Origin of the sequence: Methylomonas rapida, assembly GCF_024360925.2 — a bacterium.
In the GTDB taxonomy this organism is placed as follows: Bacteria; Pseudomonadota; Gammaproteobacteria; order Methylococcales; family Methylomonadaceae; genus Methylomonas; species Methylomonas rapida.
This window is the reverse complement of sequence record NZ_CP113517.1, coordinates 4,245,416-4,263,809: the sequence shown is the minus strand read 5'-3', so window position 1 is coordinate 4,263,809 and position 18,394 is coordinate 4,245,416. Positions and strand designations below refer to the sequence as shown.

Annotated in this window: 11 protein-coding genes; 1 reads left to right on the top strand and 10 read right to left on the bottom strand. The window is 48.0% G+C overall.

All coding sequences use genetic code 11. From position 1 onward, the window contains the following. Positions 1-81: 81 nt before the first annotated feature. Positions 82-1,332, top strand: coding sequence for an ISL3 family transposase (locus tag NM686_RS20160; protein WP_255187011.1), 1,251 nt, complete (start codon positions 82-84; stop codon positions 1,330-1,332). 164 nt (positions 1,333-1,496) lie between these two features. Here the strand turns inward: NM686_RS20160 and brxL are convergent, their stop codons facing one another. The 10 genes from brxL to NM686_RS20110 are packed head-to-tail and all read right to left on the bottom strand — an operon-like array spanning position 1,497 to position 18,388. After that, complete coding sequence (gene brxL / locus NM686_RS20155) at positions 1,497-3,590, bottom strand: protease Lon-related BREX system protein BrxL (protein WP_255189605.1); 2,094 nt, start codon at positions 3,588-3,590, stop codon at positions 1,497-1,499. A gap of 11 nt (positions 3,591-3,601) precedes the next feature. Then, entirely contained in the window at positions 3,602-6,214 is a 2,613-nt protein-coding gene (pglZ, locus tag NM686_RS20150; RefSeq protein WP_255189604.1) for a BREX-1 system phosphatase PglZ type A, read from the bottom strand. Next, entirely contained in the window at positions 6,214-7,251 is a 1,038-nt protein-coding gene (locus NM686_RS20145) for a Fic family protein (protein ID WP_255189603.1), read from the bottom strand. Before NM686_RS20145 ends, pglZ begins: the two co-directional genes overlap by 1 nt. A gap of 47 nt (positions 7,252-7,298) precedes the next feature. Then, positions 7,299-8,123 carry a DUF4435 domain-containing protein gene (locus NM686_RS20140; RefSeq protein WP_255189602.1) on the bottom strand — a complete coding sequence of 275 codons (825 nt, stop codon included), beginning with the start codon at positions 8,121-8,123 and terminating at the stop codon, positions 7,299-7,301. Then, on the bottom strand, positions 8,120-9,175 hold the full coding sequence (locus tag NM686_RS20135; protein WP_255189601.1) for an ATP-binding protein: 1,056 nt from the start codon (positions 9,173-9,175) through the stop codon (positions 8,120-8,122). The genes NM686_RS20140 and NM686_RS20135 overlap by 4 nt, the downstream gene beginning before the upstream one ends. Next, complete coding sequence (gene pglX / locus NM686_RS20130) at positions 9,175-11,334, bottom strand: BREX-1 system adenine-specific DNA-methyltransferase PglX (RefSeq protein ID WP_255189600.1); 2,160 nt, start codon at positions 11,332-11,334, stop codon at positions 9,175-9,177. The genes NM686_RS20135 and pglX (NM686_RS20130) overlap by 1 nt, the downstream gene beginning before the upstream one ends. Beyond that, entirely contained in the window at positions 11,327-12,577 is a 1,251-nt protein-coding gene (locus NM686_RS20125; protein ID WP_255187011.1) for an ISL3 family transposase, read from the bottom strand. The genes pglX (NM686_RS20130) and NM686_RS20125 overlap by 8 nt, the downstream gene beginning before the upstream one ends. Before the next feature lie 58 nt (positions 12,578-12,635). Beyond that, positions 12,636-14,153, bottom strand: coding sequence for a BREX-1 system adenine-specific DNA-methyltransferase PglX (gene pglX, locus NM686_RS20120; protein ID WP_255189598.1), 1,518 nt, complete (start codon positions 14,151-14,153; stop codon positions 12,636-12,638). 30 nt (positions 14,154-14,183) lie between these two features. Continuing rightward, positions 14,184-17,246, bottom strand: a complete 3,063-nt coding sequence (locus NM686_RS20115) for an AAA family ATPase (RefSeq protein WP_255189597.1) — start codon at positions 17,244-17,246, stop codon at positions 14,184-14,186. Then, the gene (locus NM686_RS20110; protein WP_255189596.1) at positions 17,243-18,388 is read right to left on the bottom strand and encodes an exonuclease SbcCD subunit D; all 1,146 of its coding nucleotides are present in this window, start codon (positions 18,386-18,388) and stop codon (positions 17,243-17,245) included. Before NM686_RS20110 ends, NM686_RS20115 begins: the two co-directional genes overlap by 4 nt. Between the last annotated feature and the right edge of the window lie 6 nt (positions 18,389-18,394).

Below are 18,394 nucleotides of genomic sequence, written 5' to 3'. Positions count from 1 at the left end.
AACCACTACATGTAGTGCTATAGTCTTTGCCTGCCACAGTGAGTTTTGCTAAGGTCGACAATTTAACGCTGGAGTATCGTGATGACACAGTCGCTACTTCAAATACCGCTGGATATACCTGATGTTTGTATCGAAAAAGTTGAAACCACCGCCAAAGGCGAGTTCATCATCACGGTCAGTAGTACGTTAACCAGTGCAACCTGCCATCAATGCGGCCAGAGGATCGATAAGTTTTATGGCTATGGCAGAGAAATCACCTTGCGTCATTTGTCGATTTTCGATCGGCCGGTTTGGATCAAGCTAACCCCCAAGCGCTATCGATGCCCTGACTGCCCCAAAGGTCCGACGACCACGCAACAATGTGGCTGGTATAACTGGAAAAGCCCCCATACCAAAGCGTATGAGCAGTGGATATTGCGTGAATTGATCAACAGCAGCGTGACCGACATGGACGTGAAGCACGGCATCAGCGCCGAAGCGGCGGAAGGGATTATCAATCGGCACGTGGCCCAACAAGTTGATTGGTCTGCCATCCAAGGCATTCGCTTGCTGGGACTGGATGAAATCGCTTTGAAAAAAGGGCATCAAGATTTTGTGGTCATCGTGTCGGCTATCGATACCGAGGACCATAAGCGGATTCTGGCGGTGCTGCCCGACCGCAAAAAAGAAACGGTTAAAGCCTTTTTGCAGAATATTCCCGAGGCACAGCAACACGCGTTACAACGCGTCTGCGTGGACATGTATGAAGGGTATCGCAACGCCGTCTATGAGACATTGCCCGGCGTCGAGGTGGTGGTTGATCGCTTCCATGTCGCCAAGCATTATCGAGACGGCGCCGACCAGGTCCGCAAGGCGGAAATGAAAAAACTCAAGAATACCCTGTCTGCCGAGGATTATGCCAAGCTGAAAGGCGCGATGTGGGCTTTTCGGAAGCGCTGGATGGAACTCTCTGCCGATCAGCAAACCGTTTTGCTTTTTCTATTCCAGCAAGCCCCCATTTTGCGAGAAGTCTATATCCAACGGGAGCTTTTGACGGGTATTTTTGAGCGCCGACTCAATAAGGCTGAGGCCGAAAAAGCCTTGGATCGCTGGATGGAGCATATCAAAGTCTTGAAGTTGAAGGGCTTTGATGCGTTTGTCAAAACCTATCAAAACTGGCGAAATGAAATCACCAACTATTTCATTCGCCGGGAAACCAGTGGCTTTGTTGAAGGGCTTAACAACAAAATCAAAAGCATCAAACGACGCTGCTTTGGCATTTACAATACCGTCCGCCTGTTTCAGCATATCTGGCTTGATATCGAAGGGAGACGGTTGTTCGGTTATGCATAACCCTATATGTCGGGGCTACTCCGCGAAATACGGAAGAGCCAAGATTTTTCGCGCGCTTTAAATCATCGCTAAGCTGTTTTGACGCCATTCCGATTTTTCTCCTTCACAAAAAACATATTCCCCAAATTAACGGGTAGCGTTGTGATTAATTAAACTTGTCTAATTTACTGAACCCCCAACGCCTTATAAACCGCATCCACCGGATCAGCAAAAAAACTGATCTGAAACTTCGAGAATATTTCGGCCGGTACCGTCGGAATATCCGATGCCGATGCCATTGGTAACAACACTCGCTTGCCGCCGCTATCTAACGCTAATTGCAGGCTTCCAGCCAAATCCTCAACCGGATTGACCACGCCGCCCAAGGTCATATCGCCTAGAACGACCATTTGTTCCTGGATCGGCTTGTTCATCAAGATTGAGCAAAAAGCGATCAATGATGCCAGGCTAATTTTGTTGCTTGGTCCGGTGTTGTGCAGTTCGATGGCATGAAGGTGATATTCATGATCGGAGAACTTAGCGGTTGCGCTAATACGGTTGAGGTTGCCTTTGAAGTAATCAAATCCCACGCGTACCGACTCTTTGGCAGACGTGTTGGAGCCAAACCCCGATGCCGAGTGTTTGCCATTGCCTGCGGTCATTTGGGTTTCAAAGCGATAAAGTCCTAACTGCCCAGTAACGCCTTTAGTAACCAGATGAACCACGCCTGGTTTCGGCAAGCCTTCGGGAATCAAATTGCTGCCACCTTGTTCCGGTACATTGACGAAAAACTCTTCCAGAGTTTCGTTATCGATGTAGCTGAAATGCACATCAAAAAACTCCATGCCGCCCAGTTTCTTTAACTGCTCCTTGATACGGCGGCGGGCTTCCAAAGCGTAGGTCAGACAGGCTCGAACATGATCTTTTTCGTATTGCCCATGTGGATACAGCAATTTCAGCAAGCCGGATACCGTGCGACGCACGGCGATCACATCGCGCTGGTTTAGGTTATTGCCGAGCTTAAAGTATTTGTCGATGGCATCCGCAAAATTTCGTTTGCGCATTTCCCGCATGAACTCGGCCAGATAGTCGGTAATCAAGCCGTAGCGATCGGTAAAGAACTCAGGCCGCATCTTCGGGATTTCCCAGCCAGGAATATAGGAGTGGAAGCGATCGAAGAACGCCGTGTCGATCATGGCTTCTGGGAATGGAGCCAGCAAGTGGCTGGTTTTGACCAAGGTCTCGACGCTGTGATTGATATTGCCTATAAATACCATCGACGCTTTTCCCTCAATCGAATCACGCCCGCGCGAAAACGATCCAGAGGCCATATAGTCCTTCATGATCTGCACGCCATCCTTATCCTTGAAGGTAATGCCCGCGACCTCGTCAAACGCCACCACATCCCACATGCCGACCAGACCGACCTGGCGCGAACTCATGTTGTAAAACAGATTGGCAACCGTGGTTTGGCCACCTGAAACCAGCAAACTGTTTGGCGAGCATTCCTTGTAGACATGGCTTTTACCAGTGCCGCGAGGACCCAGTTCGCAGACGTTGTAATTGTTCTCCACAAACGGGACCATGCGGTTAATCAAGTGCCATTTGGCCCGCGTTTCCAGATTAGTGGGTTCCATACCCACGGAACGCAACAATGCATCCATCCACTGATCAACGCTAAAATTCTGCCGTGCGCTAAACACCTCATCCATGTTCATGGAAGGCATTTGAATTGGCTTGAGCGTATTGATCGAAAACGGCGAAGTTTTTTGGCCTTCTTCAAAGAAGTAATTCACCGTGATGATGCACCAGATGCCACCGGTCAATAGTTTTTCGTTTTCCTTGACTAAATTGGTTGAGATCAAGGCATCCTTGATACCCAAATTGGATAAGACAGCCTCATATACGTCCTTTTTTTGGTTCAACTTTACTGTAACTTTATCGATAATCCGATAATTGCCACGCTCGCGAATCAGGGATTTGATCTTTTCCGATTCGTCGGGCCGAACGTAATTCTCGGTCAAGATACGTTTGACGTTTTCCAGTCCCGTGCTGACCACTTCATCATCATCGGACGCACAATACATCCCAAGTAGATACTCCAGTACGTAAACCGGTACATTTGCGCCTTCCTTAAGTTGCTTGGTCAAATCCTTACGCACCACGCGACCGGCAAAATGCTTGTTCAACAGGCTATCCAAGTCTTCGCTACGCAATTCATTTACTTCGGTCTGAATCGGATCAACGGCGCTATCGTCTATGTCGGTAAAGTCATTCATGCTGGGCTCTGCTAGAAAAAGTCATCCTGAAATGCGAGATCGATGGTCACCGCATATTGTTGATATTGGGTTTTGGTTTCGCTGTCTTCCAGGATCAGCGAATACGCTGCCAGCCGATCGAACGACGAACCGACCAGTTTGATGCGGGCTTCCCGCGTGCGTTGATCCATCACTGTCGAGCTGCTATCAAAATTTAATGTTTCGCGGCTGGATGCCAGTTGGTTTTGGCTATCGACGATATAGACATCCAACTGCCTTGGGAGAAATTGTTCGCCAACTGGATCGGTTTGAATAAAGCGAACCTTATCGATATTGTTGACCAGCTTGATCGGCAAACCAGCAGCGACTACGCCGACGCGCTGTTTTTCCAATTTGGCCGCCTGTTCTTTTTGCAGAACTTTGATGTGCAGCACCGGCACGCAAATCTCTTGCAGCATTGCGCCGCCATGAACAAATTTGGCGCCGCCAACGAAATGAAAGCGTTGCACGCCTTTGGGTAACATGAACTCCATAGAGCTATTGGCCATGGCCGAATCGCTGACTTTACCTTTCCAGTAGTGGTCGTCGCTCAGCAAGTTCTCGCCGAGGATGTAGCGTTTCTTGGCTTCAACCGCGCCGCTGGGTTTCATCGTTAGCTCGGTTTTATCCAGCTTTTCCAATGGCTTTTGTTGATAGAGAAAACCGTGATCCGCCGTCACCAACACATGGCTGGCATTTAAACGATTGATCACGCGACTGATCAAATCTTTCAACTCGATGATGGCATCCCGACACACTTGCGGGGTGCGATCTTCACCGGCTTGTTTGTCGCAAATGGCGTCGATGGTGTCATGGTAGATGTAGACTACTTGGCAATCTTTAACGGCATCGCGTCCATCTTGATTGCTCCAGGTCATCAATTCCTTCGCGCTGACAGCCAGACCGTTCACCCGCTCCAGAATCGTCTTGCGGTTCTCCAATCCCGCCGACGATTGACCATCTACCAATACGACAGGGTTACCGGATTGAACTTGATATTCCAAGGATTTATGCGGCAACAACGCAGCCATTCCCAACTGGGTATAACTCGGTAACACACCCAATTGGGACGACAGCTCGGCGCTGAAACGCTTTTCGCCATTAATCACTTCAGTCAGTTCATCGGCGATCTCATAACGAAGTGCATCGGAGACAATCACGAAAATGCGTTTGGCTTGAGTCGATTTCAGCCGCTCGCGCACTTGTTCTTCGTAGAAACGGTATTGATTGCGGATGCCAGGCATTTGCCATTGCTGTAACCGCTGTTCATTAACTAACAATTTCTCCCAAGCCATGCTCAATTCGTACAAGTACCAATCGGTGTACAGGCTCTCGATGGCATCGTCGAGCTGCCGGAGAATTTCCGCACCCTTGCTTGCCACCGTTAACGCGTGTTCGTTGAAGAGCCGATACGCTTGGTCGAATTGATACAACTCTTGAGTGTAAGCCTGATACATGGCCTTGCAGGAGTCGTAATGAAAGCCATCGACAAATTGCTGCCGCAGGTGCATGAGCAATTCTGCATTGCGTAAGGCTTCATAGATGGCCGCGTATTCCTTGCGTGACAGACACCAGTGGCCCAGCAAGCGACGGGACAATAAGCTCTCGAATTGCGCTCGATCTACGCCTTTGTTATTGCCGGTTAAATCGCTGACCAAGCCGCGAATAATGGCTTGCTCGACAGCCTCAAAGCCCTTGCATTCGGCCAGTTGCTGCGGCAAATGCTTGGTGCACTTCTGGGCGATTTCCAGCTTCTGTGCCAATAACGCGGACAAGCTGTCGTGATAGTCGGCATAACTGCGGCTATCCCGCCAACCCGCCATAAACGCCACCGCAGTGGCTCGGCCAGACGGTGTTTTCAGAACGTTGTTCAACAGCCAGTCGCGGTCGCCGCCTTCGATCTGGCTCCAAAGCTCGGTGCAAAACAGCTTTAACACAAAATCCGCCAAGCTCGGCTCTTGGGTGTCATAGCTAAAGGTTTCAGCTAGGCCTTGCCACAAGGCTTCAGTCAGTTCGAATTTGTTCAGGCTTTCCATTAGTGCCGATTCGCCGCTGTCGGTTTCCAGGCTCAACGCATAGTCTTTCAGCAAGCTCAGTACGCTATCGGTCAATGCCGCAGAATCCGCTTTGACGACGATAGCCAGCAGTTTGCGATCCAGCGAGGTTTCGTCCTCGTTTTCGGTGACAAAGCGTTTTAAAGCCGCCACCCGCTGCTTGCTGGCAAAGAACGCTTGCCGCTTACGGATGTGCCCACGCAAAGCCATTTGGTTGATACCTAACTCATTCAGCAACATCGAGCTGGCATCGGCAAAAAACTGTTCGCTATAAAGCCGTATATCCAAAAACCAATCGTTATCCGGCGCGGGTTCGGCGTAAGGGAAATACAGCAAGAACCGCGTTTGCGGCTCATCCAGTTCGATGCGCTTTTTAGTTTCGAAAATGGATACGCCCGTCATGTCCAGTACAGCGACATCCGGCAAATCCAGTTCGGCGATGGCTTCTTTAAAACTCTGTTCAGGGTCATACCAAAACAGCAAACGGCAGGCTTTATCCGTGCCGGTGCCAAATTTGGCGGCTATGCCTTGTTGTAACTGCGTTATATCCATTAATCGTCTTCTCTTTTTAGCCGGTATTTTTGCCGTGAACTGGTGGGTTTATCGGGTATGGTGGCTTCCACCAAGCCTAAATCGATCAACGGGGTCACAACTTGTTGCCGGAACTTGGTGCGGTCTTTGCGGTTTAGTAACGCCATCAGCTCGACCAAACTCATTTCGCCTTCTATCTGCTCGAACACAGCTAACTGATCCGCACTCAATTTTAACTTAGTGCCGACTTGATGCCTACTTGGTGCCGACGATTCACTTTCTGGAGTTGCCAAGACCACTTCCTGCATTGCAGCTAATAAGGCTTGCAACATGAATTCGACAAATTCAGTGGCATCACTGGCTTGATCGGCGGCGCTCAGGGCAGCGTAGTATTCGGATTGTTGATTGCGAATCACCGTTTCCACCGGCAAATAAGCTAATGCCGGTTTCCACGTCGACAGAATCAAGGTCTGCCATAAGCGTCCCATGCGGCCATTGCCATCGCTAAATGGATGAATGAATTCAAACTCATAATGAAACACACAACTGGCAACCAAGGGATGCACGGTGCTTTGTTTCAGCCAGGCCAGTAAGTCCGCCATCAAGCGTTGCACTTGGCTGGCGGGTGGTGCCATAAGCACCAGTTGCTGTTCCTGATAAATGCCCACGCCGGAATGTCGCCAACGACCAGCGTCGTCGACCAAACCCTGCATCAGTAAGCCATGCGCGGCCAATAAGTGATTGGGGTTATGTGGTTGCCATTGCGGTAATTGCTCGTAAGCGGCAAAGGCGTTGCGGACTTCCTGAATTTCACGCGGCAGCCCCAACACCCGTTTACCTTCCAGAACCGCCGTAACCTGTTCCACGGTCAAACTGTTGTGTTCAATCGCCAGTGACGCCTGAATGGTACGAATGCGGTTGCCACGACGAAGTTGTGGCGACAGGCCTTCATCGCCTTCGCCCAGGTTTGCACTCCAGCGGCCCAGTTGCTCGCTGATCTCGGCGACCAGCGCTAATACGCTGGGAGTAATTTTAAATGGGGGTTGATAACTTGGCATTTAATCTCTTATCAAGATATGACGACCAATAGTGCTAGCTAAATTCATTAGGCGATCAACCCCATCTTTTGCCATAACAAATCTAAATCATTTGGAACAGGTAAGTGTCGAAAAATAGAAATTTTTCTATCTGTTGCTTTTTTCTGACCCAGCAACCTATCAAACATTGGGTGAATTACTAATAAATAAAAATCCTTGGCATATAGCCTCTGCGTATAGAAAGTAAAATTTGTTTCCCCATAAAACTCATTAATTAACGCATCCAATTCTAGAGCTTTCTGATTCGGCGTTAGAGTGATATGCCACTCAGATAACTTCGTTTTAAAATCTTCATTACTAGGTATGTTATTAGGATCAAGTAATGTTTTCTTGATGCCAAATCCCGATGAACGCAGTTCTCGCCAAAGCGGATTGACAATATGCCATAGCGCGGCATGCCGTAACCAATTATCCTTATTCCCATCAATAATATCTGAAAATTCAGCAAATCCATTTTGGAATTTGATACGTTGCTTCTCAGGCAAGGCAGACCATAACTCATTAGGCTCGACTAAATAACTTTCCAAGCAAAACCGAGGTAATACCAGTAGATTATTTAAAACATCTGTTTTTTCTTTGATTTCACTTGCAGTCCATTCATCTTTATCAATTAATCCAACCCAATCATTTTCACTTCTTAATAGATCAATAACTTGTTTCTTGTTGCCTGCGGCTTCTAAAATCCACTTTTGTTCCCATTCAGGATATTTGGTTGTCAAAAAAATTGAAATCGCATCTTTGTCGGATTCTCCTTCAACCAATAAAACACGTTTGTTACTATCACCAACTTTTTCTGTTCGAATTTGCGAAATCCGCTCGCTAGCTTTGCTCATATGCGGGCACCCAACTCAATTCGTTTTCCAAAGTTCTCATAGCGACGCCAAATTTCTGGCTGATGAGACGTGATAATGAGTTGACCATTAAAATCGCTCACTAATTTTTCCAGTGTGGATAGCAAGCCATTAACCAGAGAGGGATGTAAATATAAATCTGGCTCATCTATTAGGACAATTGCACCTTGTTGCGCCCAACGAGACAACAAATAAATCAAAATTAAAACCTGATGCTCACCAGCGCTTAGGTCATCCAGTGAATGCGTCTGACCTCGCTGGTTTTTAATTTTTACTCTTAAGCGATTTTCTCCTTGCTTAATATCAGGATCAATTTCTTTCCCAGATAAAAAAGCGTTCATATCTCGAATTAGATCGTGATACGCATGTAACTGTGTGGTTTTCAACGTAATCAAGGACGACTCAAGCTGTCCTCGCCAATCTTCAGTGGCAATATAACGTGGTAACCAACGTAAAGCGGGTTGCTCAGCTAAGTGTTCCCCTACATTTCTTCGGGGCGAAACCCAGCGGCGTTCTTCTGCATCCAAAAAAACAACATTAGGCAAATCGACTTTATCAAAAGATAAAATCAGTTTCTTTCGCAGTTCAGACCACTTATCTACCCAACCGGACGTAGAAACAAACATTTCTCGCTTTGGATTTCCTACTTTGCCGGTTCGTGCAACTCCCTCACCAATCCAGGCAACATCGGAGTGTTTAATTTGGATTTTTTCACACCATTCTATTTCGCCAAAAATCAAGCCAATAGACTGCTCAGAGTGGGTGGCCTCGTTAAATACAATTGCACAGCCCCCCCATCGTTGTAACCATTCCCTAGCAATATGGTTTCTGGGTAATGGCTTTCTGTGATCAAGCCAATAACCTAATGCATCCCAAAGCATTGAAATAGCGCGTAGTACCGTTGATTTTCCTGAGCCATTTGTACCGCTTAGCAATACTTTGCTTTCTGTGGTGTCATCCCAATCGTTAACTAAATTAATTTCAGAGTTGGTAATTGCTCCAACCTCATAAAAATGTATGGTCTGAATTTTCATTATGCTGCGTCTCCGCCTGTAATTTGTTTTACCTCAGCCAACAGATCACCGAATTTACCGTAGTTGACTTTAACACCGTCGTCCAAATCGAGCTTGATTCGCATATCGGCGTAGTGTTTGAGTTTGTCATCGAATTGGCGGAGTTCGGTTTGTTTTTTCTCCAGGGCTAGCATGTCTTTTTTGATGCGGGTGGCCTCGCTGCTGCTGGCGTCTTGCAGTTGTTGGTTTAACTGGTCGGCGTAGGCGCTGTATTTACCCAGCAAGGGCGTGACGTATTCAGTACGCATTCTGGCCAGGGTGCTTTCGTTGTAGCGGTGCAGGTAGACCAGACATTCAAAGGCTTTTTGCTTGCCGGAGCTGAACAGCCAGTAGATCGGACGCTTTTTATAAGTTTGCAGGTGGTCTTTGTAAAACTGATTGGATAGATAACGGCGCACGGTATCCAGGCTGGTTTCACCTTTTTTGGGTTTGAAGCTGCTTAGGCCCAAGCTTTCGGCGACGAACTCTAGGTTTTGCTGCAAGGAGTCTTCGCCCCACACATCTACCAAGAACTCGCGGAAGCGGTTGGTCGCGTCATCCTTAAACCATTCCTGATCGGTCAGCGGCAAAATGCCGTCCTCGTCGGCGGGAAAGGTTTGGTAACGGGACGGATCGAAATCGACATTACCGGCATGGGCGTAGATCAAGCCAGGCTCATCCAGGCTATAACGGCCCATCATGCAGCCGATGGCATAGGAAATCAGGCGTTGGATGTCTTTTTCCTGGTCGGCGCGGGTTAGCGTGATTTGCTCTTCGGGGACTTCGGGCGTGAGTTCGTCTTGCAGGCCATAGGCTTCGATGAATAGTCGGTTATTTTCTTCTTCGAGGCGTTGCATTTCGGCAAACGCCACTTGGCTATCTGTTTGCCATTGATTAAAGGCTGCGGCTAAATTGCAGTGTTTCATCTCTACAAAAGAGTTACCTAAAAAACCCCATGAGGTTTCGTGTCTTCTCCAATCTGTTTCGGAGATACTTAGACATCTACCAACATTTTTCAATATTGTTTCATTATTAACACCACAGGATAAAAATGGTAGATTTTCTACGTCTTCGACCAAGCAATTTAAAGTTGGATTAGTTGCATTTAGTAGAAAAGACGAAATCTTTGAGTTTAGAACAGCTAGGCCAAAGTTAATATCATCTACATTGCTTGATATTAATGTTGGAGCCGCCTTATTGAAACTCTCTTCTGATTTTACTTTTCGAAATGAAGGTATCGATGAAGTAATTGTTGACCAAGTAATGCCTTCTAAGTCCCAGAGCTCTTTTTTCGGTACACGAGCAGTTTTATCTTTTCTATAAAATTCTTGATCGTCTTTGCTCCAGGCTACTACCCAATCTACGTTCCCGTACCACCGACGAAAGTCACCGCCTTTGTGGTGCAATTTCCAGTTATTATTTTCACCAACTTTTGAAGCCTCTATCTCCCAAATGCGACGTAAAAATCTTTCATTGTTACCAGTAAGTATTTGTCCATCAGACTTTAGGTAACTACCAGTTTTTTTATTATCAAATAATGACCTCATTTTTTTGCTTATCCAATAAGCAAACGGATTACCTGGAATTTTTTTGAAATCATCCGGCTTGGCATTGTATAGCCAGCCGCAATTAGGATTTTTAACTGCTTCTAATGTTTTTTTAGGTTGTACATCAGAACCATAAAAATTAGTTAAACGAATAAAAGAACTTTCATAATTTTTGAAATGCGTTGCGCTTACTGTAAAACAACAAATAGAAACAAAAGCCGAATCAAAAAAAGCATGAAGTTCCGGCTGTATAAGTGATGTTATAGTTGCCTCATCAATAAATTTATTTCTTAAATTCACATACGACGAAATGAACATCCAAACAAATGGCGACATAAAACCAAGTTGTCCAGTTTTTTTTGCAAATAAATAATTTCGAATCATAAAAGCTGAAAATAGGTCTTTTTCAAATCCTTTATAATTATTTTTTAAATATTCTTTTACCAGCGTATTAAGATATTTATTTCCCATATAAGGCGGATTGGCCACCACCGCATCATATTGCTCCGCCAATAACCAAGCCTGCTGCACACAAGGTAATAATGTGGCTCTTCCGTATTTCGCGGAGTAGCCCCGACATATAGGGTTATGCATAACCGAACAACCGTCTCCCTTCGATATCAAGCCAGATATGCTGAAACAGGCGGACGGTATTGTAAATGCCAAAGCAGCGTCGTTTGATGCTTTTGATTTTGTTGTTAAGCCCTTCAACAAAGCCACTGGTTTCCCGGCGAATGAAATAGTTGGTGATTTCATTTCGCCAGTTTTGATAGGTTTTGACAAACGCATCAAAGCCCTTCAACTTCAAGACTTTGATATGCTCCATCCAGCGATCCAAGGCTTTTTCGGCCTCAGCCTTATTGAGTCGGCGCTCAAAAATACCCGTCAAAAGCTCCCGTTGGATATAGACTTCTCGCAAAATGGGGGCTTGCTGGAATAGAAAAAGCAAAACGGTTTGCTGATCGGCAGAGAGTTCCATCCAGCGCTTCCGAAAAGCCCACATCGCGCCTTTCAGCTTGGCATAATCCTCGGCAGACAGGGTATTCTTGAGTTTTTTCATTTCCGCCTTGCGGACCTGGTCGGCGCCGTCTCGATAATGCTTGGCGACATGGAAGCGATCAACCACCACCTCGACGCCGGGCAATGTCTCATAGACGGCGTTGCGATACCCTTCATACATGTCCACGCAGACGCGTTGTAACGCGTGTTGCTGTGCCTCGGGAATATTCTGCAAAAAGGCTTTAACCGTTTCTTTTTTGCGGTCGGGCAGCACCGCCAGAATCCGCTTATGGTCCTCGGTATCGATAGCCGACACGATGACCACAAAATCTTGATGCCCTTTTTTCAAAGCGATTTCATCCAGTCCCAGCAAGCGAATGCCTTGGATGGCAGACCAATCAACTTGTTGGGCCACGTGCCGATTGATAATCCCTTCCGCCGCTTCGGCGCTGATGCCGTGCTTCACGTCCATGTCGGTCACGCTGCTGTTGATCAATTCACGCAATATCCACTGCTCATACGCTTTGGTATGGGGGCTTTTCCAGTTATACCAGCCACATTGTTGCGTGGTCGTCGGACCTTTGGGGCAGTCAGGGCATCGATAGCGCTTGGGGGTTAGCTTGATCCAAACCGGCCGATCGAAAATCGACAAATGACGCAAGGTGATTTCTCTGCCATAGCCATAAAACTTATCGATCCTCTGGCCGCATTGATGGCAGGTTGCACTGGTTAACGTACTACTGACCGTGATGATGAACTCGCCTTTGGCGGTGGTTTCAACTTTTTCGATACAAACATCAGGTATATCCAGCGGTATTTGAAGTAGCGACTGTGTCATCACGATACTCCAGCGTTAAATTGTCGACCTTAGCAAAACTCACTGTGGCAGGCAAAGACTATAGCACTACATGTAGTGGTTTCTCCGCAAAATACGGAAGAGCCAATAATGTCATTGCCGCCGGTTTCTGCATCGAGTCACCTTGCTCGCTCAACTCTTGCAAGCGGCTGGTCAAATTCCGCAAATACTCGGCCTGCTCGTGTGGCACTTGAATCAACGAGCCCAAAGTTTTCGCCTGCTCGAACAAGGCCAAGATAGACCGAAGTTGCTTGAACTCGATGTCGTCCACCGTATCGGCCAGATTGCTTTGCACGTCGTCGAAGATGGATTCCATACTGCCGCGTTTAGCATCCTGGTTTAATGCCAGTTTGCGCCACAGGTCGGGCAGATCAAGGTTTTGGGTGGATTGAATCGCCAGCACGTTGAGCTTGATGTCGCGAGTGAAAATGCGACGGTCGTCTTCGAGGGCTTTCATCATTAAGGCAAATCCGGCAAGTTGTGCTGCGCGGTCGTCGATGTCCAGACCGTACAGGTTCTTTTCCAGAATCAGTTTGGGAATGTCGCGGACACGGTAGCCGCGTTCTTCGTAAATGGCTTTGAGGATGTCGTAAGCTTCGACCAGAATATGACCGGAACCGCAGGCGGGATCGAGCACTTTGAGGGTTTCGGGGTCGATGCAGGTCGGGGTGATGGCAGCCAGTGCATCGACCACCGACGGTTCCTGTTCGGCGGGTTCGATATAGTATTCCATCTGCGCTTTCAGACCGGAATCGGGATAGGTCATCAACCATTGCCGACCGACCGAGTTTTGCACCAGGTATTTGACAATCCAGTTAGGGGTGAATAACTGGGTGGCGGCGGGGATGTCTTCGCTTTTGACCACGCTGCCAATGACTTGGTCTTTCTTTTCCGAGATATAAAACTGGTACAGCCAGCCGATGATTTCGACCTGTTGCCAGTCGTCTTCTGGGATGCTGTCCACCAGGCCGCGCAGGATCGAATCGGTGCGAGTCAGGTTGTCGGGCAGCAGCAGTTCGGTTTCGTCGTCCAGGGCTTCGAACAAAAACGGCATGGCTTGATGCAGTTGATGGCATTGGCCCAACAGCAAGGTGCGGTAGAGTTCTTCGTCTTTGTTGCCAGCCAGTTTGAGTTCGACGATATGGTTGCGATCCAGACCCAGATCGGCGGCGACATCCTGGGCGTGATCCAAAATTTCAAAACTATTGGCTTTCTCTGGATGCGACAGTACCCGCAGGTTGTGATCCAAATAGCCGTGTAACTCCATAAAGCGAATGGCTGATAGCCGGTTGAACCAGGTGTAAGCCATTTGTTCCACCAAAGCTTCAAAGCCCATTTGTTCGGCACGCAGAACCAGCTTTTCGCGAGCACGCACTAATCCTGCATCGAAGCTTAAGCCTTCGATCTGCATCACCGAACCGGAAACAACCGGCGTGCTGATGGTGAGTTTGCCTTTGCCGTCTGCGTGAATGCCAAACTGGTTAAGCCGGTGGCTGACGGCGGCCATGAAGTCGCGGCGGGCTTGAGGAGCGTATTTTTTGAGATTGTTGGTGTTCATTATTTGTTGCTGCCGTTTATTTTTATTCGGTTAAGCCGCAATGGTGCGGATGCTGCTGCCATTTTTTGAGCTAATCACGTCGAGCCGCAAGGCCATTTGTTCTTTTAGTTCGGAGACGTGGGAGATGATGCCGATCATGCGGCCACTGGCTTGCAGGTCGATTAGGGTGCGGATGGCCAAGTCCAAGGATTCAGGATCGAGACTGCCGAAACCTTCATCGATAAACAGGGTATCGAGCTTGATGCCGCCTGCATAAGACTGGACGACATCGGACAAACCCAAGGCCAAGGACAAAGCGGCCATAAACGATTCGCCGCCGGATAAAGTAGCCACAGGGCGATTTTTGCCGGTATAACCGTCCTCGACTTCCAGATCGAGCCCTGATGCTCTGTTGCCTCTGGTTCTATCTTCTTTACGGACTAACTGGTATCGGCCATTGCTCATAATATGTAGCCGTTGCGAGGCTTGAATCAGTACGTCATCCAACAACACGCTGAGGACAAAGCGTTGCAGGCTGATGCGGTTGCCGGTTTGTCCGTTGGCGACATCGCTTAAGGTGCCGTAAATCCGGTATTGTGCTTCCAGTTCCGCGTTCTTTTCATGGGCTTTGGCGAGCTTGGTTTTTACACCTTGTAATTGGTTATGGCGTTCTTGCAGTTTGCGCCAGGTCGCGTCACAGACATTGAAGGCGTTGGTTTTGTCGGTTAGCTCCAATTCGAGTTTTTCCAAATCAGGAATCAACTGGCCGGTTAAATCCGCCTGGAGTTGCTCGACCGCGCCTTGCAAATTGGCGAGTTCGGTTAGGTGGATTTCTATTTGATTTTTTAGGGATTGCTGATCCTCGTCGCGGAGTAACGCAAGTCGGAAAACTTCAAGGTTTTCGAAAGCACTGTGGGTTAGCGCATCCTGCCAAGCTTCCTCGGATTGACTGTATTCGCGTTGCACGGCATCGTGTTGCTGGCCTAATGTTTCAAGGCTGGATAGAGCGCTGGCCAGTGCGTTGGATTTCTCGGTAAAGGCGGTCTGTGCGTTGCTGACGGCATCGGTCAGCGTTTTGATTTTGGCAGCCAGATCGCTGATGGCTTTGCTTAATATCTGGGCATCGCGATAGGCTTCCGGTACCAGTTTTTCCAGTTGTTCTTTGGTGGCACGGGCTGTGAGCACTTGGTCACTATCGGATTTTGCCTGGACTTCCAACGCCGAAAAGGTTTCCGCCAGTTCAGCCAGTTGCTGGTTCAATTCGGCATTGCTCTGGGTAAGCTGTTTTTGTTGGGTTTGCTGCTGAAGCAAGCACTGAACTTCGGAATGCCTGGTTTGGTAGGTTTGTTCAACCTCGCTTAAGGCTTGCTGGGCAATGTCTGCCAATTGTGCGATCAATTGGTTCACTTCCTTGATAACACCAGCCGTTTCCAGATGGGCGGTGTCGTACTTAACCTTTGCAGTATCCATGGTTTTGCGTGCCTGATCTTCCTGCGCTCTAGCCGTTTCCACTTGCTGCTTGGTAACTAATTCGGCATCGTTGACGGCATGAGCCGGTGCTGGATGCTCCTTGCTACCGCACACAGGGCAAGGCTCATCTATCTTGAGTTCTTGAGCGAGTAATGCGGCTTGGCCGGTATGCCAAGCCAATTCAGTTTGACGGGCTTTTTGCTGAGCCGTTTCAAATTCGCTTTGTTTGCTTTGGGAAGCAGCCAGCAATTGACCTTCGTGCTGTTCTAATTCGGTTTGTTTACCGCGCTGTTGTTCGAGCAATTTGCGTTGTTCGAACTGCACCCGATAGGCTTCCAACTCAATCTGCTTAGATGCCAAGCCTTCCAAGGCCTCAGCGATTTGATCGATTTGGGCAGTGTTGGTTTTCAGCGTATTGGATAAGGAGTCTCTGGCTTTTAATTGCCTATCCAGATTGCCTTGGCTGGTTTTGAGTTGTTGTTCGGCCGTCGTCAAACTGACCTTGGCTTGAACCAGTTCCGTAACCCTTGTTTTGTATTGGTTAAGTTCGGCTTGCTGATTATTAAGCTGTTCGACTTCAGCAAATGCAATTTTGGCAGCCTGTAATTGCTGTTCTGCTGTGTTCCTTGCGTCAGTCGCCTGTTCCAGTATTTTTTCGCTGCTGGCAATTTGGGAAACCAGCTTTTGTAGTGCCGACGATTTTTCCTGGAACGACTGGTAAACAGGCTGAATTTTCTGGGCACTCAGTGCTCGACTCAGTTGGATTTGTTTGGCATCGATTTGCGGCTGCTGGGCTTTTTTCTGATGGAGCTCGGTTTGTTTGTTAGCCAGTGCATCAAATCTCTGTTTGAGCGACATAGCTTGATCTTTGACTTTAGTCGCTTGTAACTGGATTTGCTGGGCTTGCTCTTTATCCTGAGATGCGGTTTTCAGCTCTGGCTCAAGCTGGGCCAGCTCATTGTCAATGTCCGCTTCGGAATGAACATCCACACTTTGCAAGATGCCCTTGATCTGGTTTTGATGCTGATCGACGGCTTGTTTAATACCGGCAGCCTGAGCTTTCAGTTGATCTTCGATGCGCTTGTAGATTTGAGTTTGAAACAGCTGACTGAAGATTTTTTCCCGTTCGCTGGAGCCCGCCATCAATAGTTCGCGAAACTTACCTTGTGGCAATACCATGACCTGGCGGAATTGTTCGACATCCAGACCTATGCGTTTACGAATTTCATCGGTGGCATCGCCGACGTTTTTTGCGACGATTAATGAGCCGTCCTCAGTACCATCGAGCAGCCATAATTGCGCTTCGGTTTGTTGGGTCGTGGTGCCTTCTCCGCGACTTTTTGGGCGCTCCTGAGTCGGAATACGACGCACACGATAACCGGTTACGCCTAATTGAAAGTCGAGTATGACTTCCGTCAGGAGATTGGGATCGGCGTGGTCACAACGCATTTGTGCAGGTTCGCGTTCTGCACCGGTGGTTTGTCCATAGAGGGCAAAACAGATAGCATCCAAGATTGAGCTTTTACCGGCACCAGTAGGCCCGTTAATCAGAAACAAAGGGTTTGAGCCCAGTTGTGTAAAGTCTATGGATTCCCGACCGGAAAATGGGCCGAATGCCTGAAGGCTGAGGTTTAATGGTTTCATGCCAATTCCCCCTCAAGCTTTTGAATTTGCGAGATGATTTCTTTTATCGCTTCGTCTTGTTCAGGTAATAAGGCTTGCCCATGGACCTGCTCGAAAAAATCACGGAACATCTCCAATTCGCCGCGTTTTAACTTGTCCCGATTAATGGCCTGATCAGACATATCCAGCATGCCTGGTTTTTCGATGTGTAACACGTTGGGATAGACCTGACGTAATTTGCCCATGGGATCGAGCAACGCGTGTTTATCGGTCAGGCGAACCAGCAGGTAATCATCGTTATGAGGATCGGTTTTGCCTTGTTCGAGCAGCGTATTCAGTTCGCCTTCCAGAATGCGCATGTCGCGTAGCGGATGCAGTGGCAAATGGGTGGCGGATTTCATACCGTTGGCAGCCATTTCAACCAGTGTGATACCTTTGCGTTGCTTTTGCTCGGAGAAGCTGTATTTCAAAATCGAGCCTGAATAACGAATATGGGATTCGCCTTTATGCTGCGGACTGTGCAGATGGCCCAGAGCGACATAATCAAATGCCGTGAATGCTTCATAATTGATTCTATCGGCGCCACCAATTGACAACGGACGCTCCGAATCCGATTCGTCCCAACCATCGATAAAGCAATGACTGATCAAAATACTGGGCGATTCATCGGGTTTGGCACTGATGATTTGTTCGACCAGATAGCGATGGGCTTCGTCGTGGGTGGAAACGTTGACACCAAAATGATTTCGAACTAATTCGGGATCGTTGTACGGAATACCGTAAAAACAGACCTCGATTGAAGCTCCGCGAATTTTCACCGGTTGGTTAATCTGACTTAACTCGCCGATGATATGCAGGCCAGCTTGTCGTAGTTGCCTGGAAGCGAAACGCAGCCTTTCAGCGCTATCGTGGTTGCCTGGGATAAGCAATACGGGGACGCCAAGCTCGGCACAGATTTTATTGAGCACATCATCCAACAGCTCTACCGCTGCCGCTGGTGGAACCGAGCGATCGTAAATGTCACCGGCAATCACAACGGCATCGACGGCCTCGCGTTCAATATGCTCGATCAACTGATTCAGAACATGCCGCTGATCTTCCAGCAGAGAAACATTGTGAAATTGCCGCCCGATATGCCAATCCGAGGTGTGGATGAACTTCATGCTGTG